Origin of the sequence: Halopseudomonas formosensis (genome assembly GCF_900115905.1) — a bacterium.
Taxonomy (GTDB): domain Bacteria; phylum Pseudomonadota; class Gammaproteobacteria; order Pseudomonadales; family Pseudomonadaceae; genus Halopseudomonas; species Halopseudomonas formosensis.
Genome location: NZ_FOYD01000001.1, coordinates 268,462 through 280,967, shown reverse-complemented (window position 1 = coordinate 280,967; position 12,506 = coordinate 268,462). Strand labels below are relative to the sequence as shown.

The window sequence follows — 12,506 nt, the reverse complement described above, 5'->3', positions numbered from 1 at the left end:
CTGGTTGAATTCTTATCTGCCGCGTACGACAGTTCGTGTCGGTGTTTCTGTCGTTCAGTTACCCAAGCGACTTATATCGTTGTAGATGGCGAACAACATCACCCCCACAATCAGGGTCAAGCCTATCTGCAATCCCCAGCCCTGGATACGCTCTGAGAGGGGTTTGCCTCTGATCCATTCGGCCACGTAATACACCAGATGCCCGCCGTCCAGCACCGGGATCGGTAACAGGTTCAACACCCCCAGACTGATGCTCAGATAGGCGATGAAACTGAGGAAACTCTCGAGCCCTGACTTCGCCGAAGCGCCCGCCACTTTAGCAATGGTTATCGGGCCACTCAAGTTTTTTGCCGAGACCAGCCCGGTGACCATCTTCTTCAGCGAGTCGAGGGTCAGTACCGTCATGTCCCAGGTCTTGACCACCGCCACGGGGATCGCCACCAGCGGGTTGTAATCGATCTGGCGGACCATGTGCTCGGGCCATTCGAAGGGCGCGATACCGGCGCCGATGAAGCCCACCTGGCGGCCATCCTGTTCGCGCACGTCCGGCGTCAGGGTAATGCTCAGGGTACGACCAGCGCGCTCCAGGGTCAGCTCCAGCGGTTCACCGCCACTGGCCTGAATGCGCGGTACCACCTGCCCCATCCAGTCCTGTACCGGCTCGCCGTTGATCGCCAGGATCAGATCCCCGGCCTGCAGCCCGGCGCGCTCGGCGGCACCCTGCGGACTCAACTGATCGATCAGCGGTGCTATCACCGGGCGCCAGGTACTCAGCCCCAGGGCCTCCATGGGATCAGGCTGGTCCGCCCCACGCAGCCAGCTGTCCAGCTGCAGGGTATAGCTGCGCGGAGCATTCTCGCCTTCGCGGGCGAGAATCCGCAGTTCGCCGGTCTCGCCCAGACGGCGTACCAGCTGCAGATTGACGTCATGCCAGGAGGGGGTGGCGTTGCCGTCCACCTCGAGAATTTCCAGTCCTTCGACCAGGCCGGCACGCTCGGCGATGCTGCCCGGCTCAATCGGGCCGGTCACTGGCGCAATGGTGGTAATGCCGACGACGGCAATGATCCAGAAGGCCACGATGGCGAGCAGGAAGTTGGCCACCGGGCCGGCAGCGACAATGGCGATGCGCTGTTTGACGCTCTTGCGGTTGAAGGCCTGATCCAGCTGGTCCGCATCGACCGGCGCCTCGCGCTCGTCGAGCATCTTGACGTAGCCACCCAGGGGTATGCCGGCAATCACGAATTCGGTGCCGTGCCGGTCATGCCAGCTGTACAGCGCCGGACCGAAGCCGATGGAGAAGCGCAACACCTTGACACCACAGCGCCGGGCGACCCAGAAGTGCCCGTATTCGTGGATGGTGACCAGCAGACCGAGGGCTACCACGGTGGCCAGCAGGGTAAAGAGTAGATCCATCAGTGCCTCATTCGGAAAGTCACGCCGGGCACATCACGCGCCCCGGTTCAGGCCTGGTTGGCCAACCATTGCTCGGCACAGTCACGGGCCTGACGATCGGCCAGCATGACCTGGGCCAGCTCGCGCACCGGTTCGGGCGACAGGCTGTTCAGCGCATGCTCGATCATAACAGGGATATCGGTGAAACCGATACGCCGATCCAGGAAGGCCTGGACCGCGACCTCGTTGGCCGCATTCAGGATGGCGCAGGCCGTGCCACCGGACTCGAAGGCCTGGCGGGCCAGCCCCAGACAGGGGAAACGCAGCGGGTCAGGTGCCTGGAAGTCGAGCCGTGCAGTGAGCAGCAGATCCAGCGCACTGACCCCGGAGTCGATGCGCTCGGGCCAGGCCAGGGCGTGGGCGATGGGCGTGCGCATGTCCGGGTTGCCCAGCTGGGCCAGCACCGAACCATCCACATAATCCACCAGCGAATGCACCACGCTCTGCGGATGCACCACCACCTCGACCTGATCAGGCCGGGCGTCGAACAGCCAGCAGGCCTCGATCAGCTCCAGGCCCTTGTTCATCATGCTCGCCGAATCCACGGAAATCTTCTGCCCCATGGACCAGTTGGGGTGGGCACAGGCCTGGGCCGGGGTGACCCGGGCCAGGTCCTCCAGCGCGGTTTCGCGGAAGGGCCCGCCGGAGGCGGTCAACAGGATGCGGCGCACACCCACCTGCTGCAGGCCATTGGCATAGTTGCCGGGCATGCACTGGAAGATGGCGTTGTGCTCACTGTCGATGGGCAGCAGCCGGGCACCGGAGTCGCGCACCGCCTGCATGAACAGGGCCCCGGACATGACCAGCGCCTCCTTGTTCGCCAGCAGCACACGCTTGCCGGCGCGTACCGCGGCCAGGGTCGGCGACAGGCCGGCAGCACCGACGATGGCTGCCATCACCGCGTCCACCCGCTGGTCGGAGGACACCTCGGCCAGTGCCTCGGCCCCGTGCAGCACACGGGTCTGGCAACCGGCCTGCAGCAACTGCTCCTGCAGGCGGGCGCACTGGCCCGCCTCGGAGACCACTGCGTACAGCGGATCATGGGTAATGCACTGGTTGAGCAGCACATCCATGCGACTGTGGCCGGTCAGCGCGAAGACCCGATAACGGTCCGGGTGGCGACCTACCACATCCAGCGTGCTGACGCCGATGGAGCCGGTGGCGCCGAGCACGGTAATCCATTGATGACTCACCCCAGCAGACTCCCGAACAGGAACCAGCCGAGGGCAAACAGGGGGATGGCAGCGGTGAGACTGTCGATACGATCCATGATGCCGCCATGACCCGGCAGCAGGTTGCTGCTGTCCTTGAGCCCCTGCTCTCGCTTGAACAGGCTCTCGGTCAGATCACCGACCACGGAGAACAGCACCACCACCAGGGTGCCGAGCATGCCCGCCAGGATGGAACTGGCAGACCAGTTCAGGTAGAGCATGGCGCCCACCGCCAGCAGCTGGGTCAGCAGCACACCGCCGAGCAAGCCTTCCAGGGTCTTGCCGGGGCTGACCCGGGGCATCAGCTTGCGCTTGCCCAGGCTCTTGCCGGCAAAGTAGGCGCCGATATCCGCCGCCCAGACCATTACCACCGCCGCCAGCAGCAGCCACAGCCCGCCGTGCTGGGCGCGCAGCCAGACCAGCCCTGCCCAGGCCGGAAGCAGTACCGCCAGACCATAGGCCAGCGGCAGCAGCCCCGCGCGCAGCGCTCTGCCCTCGGGGTACTGGAGGACCAGCACCAGCGCCAGCAGCCACCAGAGCAGCGACAACCACAGCAGATAGGGTGGCCAGCTGACCAGATAGAGCCCGATCAGCAGCAGCGCCACCAGACCGGCGTAGGCGACCCGGCCGACCTGGGCGGTGATGCCCGCCAGACGAGCCCACTCCCAGGCCGCCAGAGTAACAATGGCGCCGACCATGACGGCGAACCAGAGGGAATCGAGCAGCACGAAGCCGGCGATAACCAGTGGCGCCAGGATGATACCGGTGATGAAACGTTGCTTGAGCATCAGGACTCCGCAGCCACTTGTTCGCTGGTCTTGCCGAAACGCCGCTGCCGGCGGGCAAAATCAGCCAGCGCCTCGCGCATGGCGTCATGTTTGAAATCGGGCCAGTACAGATCGGAGAAGTACAGCTCGGCATAGGCCAGCTGCCACAGCAGGAAATTGCTGATCCGCCGCTCGCCCCCGGTGCGGATGCACAGATCCGGCAGCGGGAAGGCCGCTGTGCTGAGCCGCCCTTCCAGTGCGCCGATATCGATGTCGCCGGGCTGGATAAGGCCGTCGGCCACATCCCGGGCCAGCGAGCGTGCTGCCTGGGTGATATCCCACTGGCCACCGTAGTTGGCCGCAACCAGCAACTGCATGCCGGTGCAGCCGTCGGTGCTGGCCTCGGCGTCGGCCATGGCGGTGCGCAGTTCGGGGCTGAAGCGGCTGCGATCGCCGATGATCTGCAACCGGATGTTGTTGTCCCGCAGCTTGCGCACTTCCCGGCGCAGGGCAAACAGGAACAGCTCCATCAGGGCACCGACCTCGTCCTGGGGCCGGGCCCAGTTTTCGCTGGAGAAGGCGAACAGGGTAAGCACCTCCACCCCCTCGCTGGCACACACCTCGATGACCGCGCGAACGGCGTCGACGCCGGCCTTGTGACCCGCCACGCCGGGCATGAGGCGCTTGCGCGCCCAGCGGTTGTTGCCATCCATGATGATGGCAACGTGGCGGGGGATGGTGCCGTTATCGGCTTTCTTGTCAGTCATGACCGCAGTGCCTTCAGGATGGACGGAGGGCATCAGATCGCCATCAGATCCGCTTCCTTGGCTTCCAGCGCCTTGTCGATCTCGGCGATGTACTTGTCGGTCAGCTTCTGCACCTCATCAGCGGCACGGCGTTCCTCGTCCTCGCTGATCTCCTTCTCCTTCTGCAGGTCCTTGAGCTGGCCCAGGGCATCGCGGCGGATGTTGCGCACGGCAACCCGGGCGTTCTCGGCCTCGGCACGGGCCTGCTTGGTGTAGCCCTTGCGGGTTTCCTCGGTCAGGGCCGGCATGGGCACGCGGATGGTGGTGCCGGCGGTGGCCGGGTTCAGACCCAGATCGGAGGTCATGATGGCCTTTTCCACGGCCTGGATCATGCTCTTGTCGAATACGGTGAGAGCCAGGGTGCGGGAGTCTTCAACAGTGACGTTGGCGACCTGACGCAGGGGGGTATCGGCACCGTAGTAGGACACCATGACGCTGTCGAGAATACTCGGGTGTGCGCGACCGGTACGGATCTTGGCAAAGGCGCTGTCCAGCGACTCTACCGATTTCTTCATGCGCTCCTGCGCTTCCTTCTTGATTTCGTTGATCATTACTCAGCCCTCGATCAATGTGCCTTCGGCGCTTCCTACCACTGCATTGAGCAGTGCGCCAGGCTTGTTCATATTGAATACCCGCAAAGGCATCTTGTGATCACGAATCAGACAGATCGCCGTCAGATCCATCACGCCCAGTTTCAGGTCCAGGACCTGATCATAGTTGAGACGCTCGAAACGCTCGGCATTGGGATCCTTCATCGGATCACGATCATACACCCCATCCACCTTGGTGGCCTTGAGCACCAGGTCGGCATCGATCTCGATACCGCGCAGGCAGGCTGCCGTGTCGGTGGTGAAGAAGGGGTTGCCGGTACCGGCGGAAAATATTACCACGTCGCCACCGGTGAGATAGCGCATGGCCTTGCGGCGGTCATAATGCTCGGTCACCCCTTCCATGGCAATGGCGGACATCACCCGGGTCTGGATGTTGGAGCGCTCCAGGGCGTCGCGCATGGCCAGCGCGTTCATCACGGTGGCCAGCATGCCCATGTGATCACCGGTCACCCGATCCATGCCGGCGGCACTCAGCGCGGCACCGCGGAACAGGTTGCCGCCGCCGATCACCAGCCCCACCTGCACGCCGATACCGACCAGCTGTCCCACCTCCAGAGCCATGCGGTCGAGCACCTTGGGATCGATACCGAAGTCTTCGGTACCCATCAGGGCCTCACCGCTGAGTTTCAAAAGGATGCGTTTGTACTTGGGCTGACGGCTCGCTGGTACCTGTGCCATTGATCACTCTCCTGCTGTCGGGCGAAACACTCAACAAGTCACCCCCAGACACCCGGAGCGCTGACTTGTTCAGCGTTTGGTCGGTTTTTCTTAAAAAGAAGGCTTCTCGCCTGCACGAGAAGCCTTCCGTACTACCTGCTGGCAGGGCTCCCATCAGGGAGACTGCCTGCGCAACGCACCTGGCGCTTCATTACTTCTTGGAAGCAGCCACCTGGGCAGCCACCTCGGCAGCGAAGTCGACCTCGGCGCGCTCGATACCCTCGCCCACTTCGAAGCGGGTGAAGGAAACGATTTCGGCACCGGCCTTCTTGGCCAGGTCGCCGACCTTGACTTCCGGGTCCTTGACGAAGGGCTGCTCGACCAGGCTGGCTTCGGCCAGGAACTTGTTGATGCGGCCCTTGACCATGTTCTCGACGATGTTCTCCGGCTTGCCGGCGATCTTGTCGGCGTTCAGGGCCAGGAAGATTTCCTTTTCCTTCTCGACCACTTCCGGGGAAACCTGGGAAGGCTCGACGAACTGCGGGTTGCTGGCGGCAACGTGCATGGCGATGTCGCGGGCCAGTTCGGCGTCGCCGCCCTTCAGGGCCACGACCACACCAATGCGGTGACCGTGCAGATAGGCACCGACCACGTCGCTTTCGATACGGGCCAGACGACGGATGTTGACGTTCTCACCGCACTTGGCAACCAGGGCTTCGCGGGCGGGTTCCTGGTCGGCGATCAGCGGAGCGGCGTCGGTGTAGCCGGCGGCAAAGCCCTTGTCCAGACTCTCGTTGACGAAGGCCTTGAAGTCGTCCTGCATGGCCAGGAAGTCGGTCTGGGAGTTGACTTCGATGATGACGGCGGACTTGTTGTCGTCAGCCACCTTGACCGCGATGGAGCCTTCAGCGGCAATGTTGCCAGCCTTCTTGGCGGCCTTGATCGCACCAGCGGCGCGCATGTCGTCGATGGCTTTCTCGATGTCGCCACCGGCTGCTTCAAGGGCCTTTTTGCAATCCATCATGCCCTGGCCGGTACGCTCACGCAGTTCCTTGACCATGGCTGCAGTAATCTGTGACATGAACTAATCCTCTGACTTGCTTGAGTGGGTGTCGTCCGCTGCTCTGGACGACCTCAACATGTTGCTTTCAAGATATTCCAACATAGTGCAAAAAGGGGGCATGGCCCCCTTTTTGAATACGGCATTCACACGAGGTGCCGAATTCCTGCTCAGCCTTCGGAGGCCTCAGGGGCAGTCTCTTCGACGAACTCGCCTACACCGCCGCTGCTCTTGCCGCGCAGTACGGCGTCAGCCATGGCACCGGCGTACAGCTTGATGGCGCGGATGGCGTCGTCGTTACCCGGGATGACGTAGTCAACGCCTTCGGGGCTGCTGTTGGTATCAACGATGCCGATGACCGGGATACCCAGCTTGTTGGCTTCGGTGATGGCGATGCGCTCGTGCTCGACGTCGATGACGAACAGAGCGTCGGGCAGACCGCCCATGTCCTTGATACCACCCAGGCTGCGGTTCAGCTTTTCCAGATCGCGCGAACGCATCAGGGCTTCTTTCTTGGTCAGCTTGGTGAAGGTGCCGTCTTCGGCCTGGGTTTCCAGGTCGCGCAGACGCTTGATGGACTGACGGATGGTCTTGTAGTTGGTCAGCATGCCGCCGAGCCAGCGGTGATCAACGTAGGGCATGCCGGCGCGGGTCGCTTCCTCGGCGATGATCTTGCTGGCAGCACGCTTGGTGCCCACGAACAGCAGCTTGTTCTTGCCGCTGGCCAGCTTCTCCACAAAGCTCAGGGCTTCGTGGAACATCGGCATGGTTTTTTCCAGGTTGATGATGTGAATCTTGTTGCGTGCGCCGAAAATGTACTTGCCCATTTTCGGGTTCCAGTAGCGGGTCTGGTGGCCGAAGTGCGCACCGGCCTTCAGCATGTCACGCATGGTAACTTGGGTCATGATAACTCCGTGAATTGTCTTGGGTTGAGCCTCCACATATCCCGCTGTTCAACCCCGCAGGGCACCCAGAACAACGTGTCGATATGTGTGCGGTTTCAGTAAGGCCTGGAGGCGGAAATGTCCGACCTTCGTTCAGGCGCGGCGCTTTATATCATGGAACCCCGGTGCAGATAAAGACCGATGTGCCGGACGGTCGTCCTTCGGCGCAGCAGAGCTGCCCCGGTTTCTGATAGACTCTGCCGTCAGTCAATCCATCCCACGCCGCCGTGGCGTGGTCGAACGAGAGAATCCCGCTTCATGAGTGTATCCATCAAGACCGCCGAAGACATCGCCGGCATGCGCGTGGCCGGCCGGCTCGCCGCCGAAGTGCTGGAAATGATCGAGGAGTACGTCAAGCCGGGCGTCACCACCGATGAGCTCAACCGCATCTGTCACGACTACATCGTCAATGTGCAGAAGGCCATCCCCGCACCGCTGAACTACGGCGGCGGCCACGGCCGCATCCCCTTTCCCAAGTCCATCTGCACCTCGCTCAACCATGTGGTGTGCCACGGCATTCCCAACGACAAGCCGCTGAAGAACGGCGATGCGATGAACATCGACGTTACCGTCATCAAGGACGGCTACTTCGGTGACACCAGCAAGATGTTCCATGTCGGCGAGGTGCCGGAGTGGGTCGAGCGGCTGTCCCGGGTAACCCAGGAATGTCTGTACAAGGGCATCTCGGTGGTACGCCCCGGTGCGCGCCTGGGCGATATCGGCCAGGTCATCCAGGATCACGCCCACGCCAACCGCTACAGCGTGGTGCGCGATTACTGCGGCCACGGCATCGGCAAGGTATTCCATGAAGAGCCCCAGGTACTGCATTATGGCAAGGCAGGAACCGGCATGGAGCTCAAGGAAGGCATGACCTTCACCATCGAGCCGATGATCAACCAGGGCCGCCCCGAGACCCGTCTGCTGGGCGACGGTTGGACCGCCATCACCAAAGACCGGAAGCTGTCGGCCCAATGGGAGCACACCATTCTGGTCACCGCCGATGGCTATGAGGTGCTGACCCTGCGCAAGGACGAAGACTTCCGCTGACCGGGCGGCGCCCGCGCGCCGCCCTACCGTTGCCCCCGAGGAACCATTGTGGATCACGAACTGTTCAACCGCAGCCAGTTCGATGTCGATCTGGCCGCTGCCCGCAGCCCGGCCCTCGTTTTCAAGAAGTCATTGCAGCACGCCGACGCCGTACTCAAGGCCCGTTTCGAGGGTCAGCGCGACATCCACAAACTGATCCACGACCGTGCCTGGTTGACCGACCAGATCCTCTCTCAGGCCTGGGCGAGCCTGGATTGCCCGCTGGACAGCGACATTGCCCTGCTCGCCGTGGGCGGCTACGGACGCGGTGAGCTGCATCCGCATTCGGATATCGACCTGCTGATCCTGCTGCGCGACGGCAGCGCCGGCGAGCGCTACCACGAGGCCATCAGCCGCTTCCTGACCCTGCTTTGGGATATCGGCCTGGCCGTCGGCCACAGCGTACGCAGCATCAGCGAGTGCCAGCAGGAAGCGCGCTCGGACGTGACCGTGATCACCAACCTGATGGAGTCGCGCCTGCTGGTCGGCGACAGCCAGCTGCGTCAGGAGATGGTCGACGCCCTGGGCCCCGACCACATGTGGACCAGCGCCGAGTTCTTCCGCGCCAAGCGCGCCGAGCAGCACGCCCGGCATGCCAAGTTCAACGACACCGAGTACAACCTCGAGCCCAATGTCAAGAGCTCCCCCGGCGGCCTGCGCGACATCCAGACCATCGGCTGGGTGGCGCTGCGCCACTTCGGTACCAATGACCTGCGCCAGCTGGTCGAACAGGGTTTTCTCAACGAGTCCGAGTACAGCCTGCTGACCAGCGGCCGGGCCTTCCTCTGGCAGGTACGCTTTGCCCTGCACATCCTTGCCGGGCGCGCCGAGGACCGGCTGCTGTTCGACCACCAGCGGGCCCTGGCCCGGCTCTTCGGCTTCGAGGACAACGATGCCAAGCTGGCGGTCGAGCGCTTCATGCAGAAGTACTACCGGATAGTGATGTCCCTGTCCGAGCTCAATGACCTGCTGATGCAGCATTTCGAGGAGATACTGCTGCGCGATGCCGAGGCAGCGGAGATCCAGCCGCTCAATGCCCGCTTCCAGGTGCGCAACCACTATATCGAGGTGACCCACCCGCAGGTGTTCAAGCGCACGCCCTTTGCGCTGATGGAAATCTTCGTGCTGATGGCCCAGCACAAGGAAATCCGCGGCGTGCGGGCCGACACCATCCGCCTGCTGCGCGACCACCGCCACCTGATCGATGACGCCTTCCGCAGCGACATCCGCAACACCAGCCTGTTCATCGAGCTGTTGCGCTGCCGCGAGGGCATCCACCGCAATCTGCGGCGGATGAACCGCTACGGCATCCTCGGCCGCTACCTGCCGGAATTCGGCCGCATCATCGGCCAGATGCAACACGACCTGTTCCACATCTATACGGTCGATGCGCACACCCTCAACCTGATCAAGCACCTGCGCAAGCTGGGTCGCCCGGACTTCCAGGAGAAGTACCCGCTGGCCTGGAAGATCTTCTGCCGCCTGCCCAAGCCCGACCTGCTGTATATCGCGGGTCTGTACCACGACATTGCCAAGGGCCGCGGCGGCGATCACTCCGAGCTGGGCGCGGTGGATGCGGCCAATTTCTGTCAGCGTCACCAGCTGCCGGCCTGGGATACGCACCTGGTCTGCTGGCTGGTGGAGAACCACCTGCTGATGTCCACCACCGCCCAGCGCAAGGACATCTCCGACCCCGAGGTGATCCACGACTTCGCGCTGAAGATGGGCAACCAGGTGCGCCTGGACTATCTGTACGTGCTGACCATCGCCGACATCAACGCAACCAACCCGAACCTGTGGAACTCCTGGCGCGCGTCCCTGCTGCGCCAGCTGTACGCCGAGACCAAGCGCGCCCTGCGCCGCGGTCTGGACAATCCGCCGAACCGGGCCGAGCAGATTGCCGATACCCAGCGCGCCGCCATGGACATCATGGTGCGCAACGGCATCGACGAGGACGACATCGAGAACCTCTGGGACCAGCTCGACGAGGGTTATTTCCTGCGCCATACCGCCAGCGATATCGCCTGGCAGACCGAGGCCATACTGCAGCATCCGCAGCACCGTGGCCCCCTGGTGCTGGTCAAGGAAACCGCCCAGGGCGAATACGAGGGTGCCACCCAGATCTTCCTCTATACCCCCGAGCAGCACGACCTGTTCGCGGTGACGGCGGCGGCCATGGACCAGCTCAACCTGAGCATTCAGGATGCCCGGGTGATCACCGCCAACCACATCAATCTGGGCACCTATATCGTGCTGGACGCCGACGGTGGCCCGATCGGCGACAATCCCGGCCGCATCCGCGAGATCAAGAGCGAATTGAGCGAGGCGCTGTCCGACCCGGATGCCTACCCGGCGATCATCCAGCGGCGGGTGCCGCGCCAGCTCAAGCACTTCGCCTTCGCCCCCGAGGTCACCATCTTCACCGACCACGGCGGCCAGCACACCATCCTCGAACTCAGCGCCCCCGACCGACCGGGGCTGCTGGCGAAAATGGGAAAAATATTTCTCGATTTCGACATCAGCGTGCAAAATGCACGCATCGTCACGCTGGGTGAGCGTGTGGATGATGTTTTCGTACTGACCGATGCGGACAACCAGCCCCTGTCCGATCCCCAGCTGTGCCAGCGCCTGCAGAGCACCATCATTCGTACTCTCAGCTACAACATCGACCAACCGGATCACGATCCGCCATTGAGCATGGATATCTGAGCATGAACAGCGACCTGCAACTGCTGCAGCCCTACCCCTTCGAGAAGCTGCGGGCGTTGCTCGCGGGCGCGGTCGGCAATCCCGACCTGAGTCCGGTGTCGCTGTCCATCGGTGAACCCAAGCACGAGGCTCCCGGCTTCGTGCTGGATACCCTGGCCCGGGAGATGGGCCAGTATTCGGTCTACCCCACCACCGCCGGCGTGCCTGCCCTGCGTCAGGCCATAGTGGACTGGTTGAACCGGCGTTTTGCCGTGCCTGCCGGCTGGCTGGATGCCGACCGTCATGTACTGCCGGTGACCGGTACCCGCGAGGCCCTGTTCTCCTTTACCCAGGCTCTGGTGCAACGCGACCCCGGCGCCCTGGTACTCAGCCCCAACCCCTTCTATCAGATCTATGAGGGTGCGGCGCTGCTGGCCGGCGCCCAGCCCCATTATCTGGCCTGCACGGCGGACAACGGTTTCATCCCCGATTTCGATCAGGTACCTGCCGAGGTCTGGCGACGCTGCCAGCTGCTGTTCCTCTGCTCACCGGGCAACCCCACCGGCGCGGTGATTCCGCTTGAAACCCTGCAGAAGCTGATTCGCCTGGCTGATGAACATGACTTCGTGATCGCCTCGGACGAGTGCTACAGCGAGATCCATCACCCCGAGCAGGCGCCGCCGCCGGGTCTGCTGCAGGCCTGCGCCGCCATGGGCCGGGAGGACTTCGCCCGCTGTGTGGTATTTCACAGCCTGTCCAAGCGCTCCAACCTGCCGGGCCTGCGTTCCGGCTTTGTCGCCGGTGATGCCGCCCTGCTGGCACCCTACCTGACCTACCGCACCTATCACGGTTGCGCCATGCCGCTGCCGACCCAGCTGGCCAGCATCGTCGCCTGGCAGGACGAGGTCCATGTGCAGGCCAACCGCGAGCTGTACCGGCGCAAGTTCGACGCCGTGCTGGATATCCTCGGCGACGTGATGGATGTCCAGCGCCCCGATGCCGGCTTCTACCTGTGGCCGGCCACCCCGATAGACGATGAGCGTTTTACCCGGCGCCTGCTGATCGAGCAGAACGTGGCGGTGCTGCCGGGCAGCTACCTGTCCCGAGAAATCGACGGATTCAACCCCGGTGCCGGGCGCCTGCGCCTGGCCCTGGTCGCGCCGCCGGATGATTGCATCGAGGCCGCGCAACGTATCCGCACCTTTATCCGGAGTCTGTAGAGAG

General features: G+C 63.3%; 11 protein-coding genes. 3 read left to right on the top strand and 8 right to left on the bottom strand.

Annotated elements, in window-relative coordinates; translation table 11 throughout:
• Window positions 1-54 precede the first annotated feature (54 nt).
• From rseP to rpsB, 8 genes are all read right to left on the bottom strand, one after another.
• Entirely contained in the window at window positions 55-1,413 is a 1,359-nt protein-coding gene (rseP, locus tag BM046_RS01410; RefSeq protein WP_090536232.1) for a sigma E protease regulator RseP, read from the bottom strand.
• Between the two features lie 47 nt (window positions 1,414-1,460).
• On the bottom strand, window positions 1,461-2,645 hold the full coding sequence (gene ispC, locus BM046_RS01405) for a 1-deoxy-D-xylulose-5-phosphate reductoisomerase (RefSeq protein WP_090536230.1): 1,185 nt from the start codon (window positions 2,643-2,645) through the stop codon (window positions 1,461-1,463).
• Complete coding sequence (locus BM046_RS01400; protein WP_090536229.1) at window positions 2,642-3,451, bottom strand: phosphatidate cytidylyltransferase; 810 nt, start codon at window positions 3,449-3,451, stop codon at window positions 2,642-2,644. Before BM046_RS01400 ends, ispC begins: the two co-directional genes overlap by 4 nt.
• A complete protein-coding gene (uppS, locus tag BM046_RS01395; RefSeq protein ID WP_090536868.1) occupies window positions 3,451-4,197 on the bottom strand; it encodes a polyprenyl diphosphate synthase in 747 nt (248 codons plus the stop codon). The genes BM046_RS01400 and uppS overlap by 1 nt, the downstream gene beginning before the upstream one ends.
• A gap of 32 nt (window positions 4,198-4,229) precedes the next feature.
• Window positions 4,230-4,787 carry a ribosome recycling factor gene (frr, locus tag BM046_RS01390; protein ID WP_090536227.1) on the bottom strand — a complete coding sequence of 186 codons (558 nt, stop codon included), beginning with the start codon at window positions 4,785-4,787 and terminating at the stop codon, window positions 4,230-4,232.
• A 3-nt stretch (window positions 4,788-4,790) separates the two neighbouring features.
• Window positions 4,791-5,525, bottom strand: coding sequence for a UMP kinase (gene pyrH / locus BM046_RS01385; RefSeq protein ID WP_090536225.1), 735 nt, complete (start codon window positions 5,523-5,525; stop codon window positions 4,791-4,793).
• A gap of 190 nt (window positions 5,526-5,715) precedes the next feature.
• The gene (gene tsf, locus BM046_RS01380; RefSeq protein WP_090536224.1) at window positions 5,716-6,585 is read right to left on the bottom strand and encodes a translation elongation factor Ts; all 870 of its coding nucleotides are present in this window, start codon (window positions 6,583-6,585) and stop codon (window positions 5,716-5,718) included.
• 149 nt (window positions 6,586-6,734) lie between these two features.
• Window positions 6,735-7,469, bottom strand: coding sequence for a 30S ribosomal protein S2 (gene rpsB, locus BM046_RS01375; protein ID WP_090536223.1), 735 nt, complete (start codon window positions 7,467-7,469; stop codon window positions 6,735-6,737).
• Between the two features lie 297 nt (window positions 7,470-7,766).
• Between rpsB and map the strand changes: the two genes are divergently transcribed.
• Genes map through dapC form a run of 3 tightly spaced genes read left to right on the top strand, consistent with a single transcriptional unit; the run spans window position 7,767 to window position 12,502 of the window.
• Window positions 7,767-8,555, top strand: a complete 789-nt coding sequence (gene map, locus BM046_RS01370; protein ID WP_090536222.1) for a type I methionyl aminopeptidase — start codon at window positions 7,767-7,769, stop codon at window positions 8,553-8,555.
• Window positions 8,556-8,603: 48 nt separating this feature from the next.
• Entirely contained in the window at window positions 8,604-11,303 is a 2,700-nt protein-coding gene (locus tag BM046_RS01365; RefSeq protein WP_235818539.1) for a [protein-PII] uridylyltransferase, read from the top strand.
• A 2-nt stretch (window positions 11,304-11,305) separates the two neighbouring features.
• Window positions 11,306-12,502, top strand: a complete 1,197-nt coding sequence (gene dapC / locus BM046_RS01360; protein ID WP_090536219.1) for a succinyldiaminopimelate transaminase — start codon at window positions 11,306-11,308, stop codon at window positions 12,500-12,502.
• Window positions 12,503-12,506 lie beyond the last annotated feature (4 nt).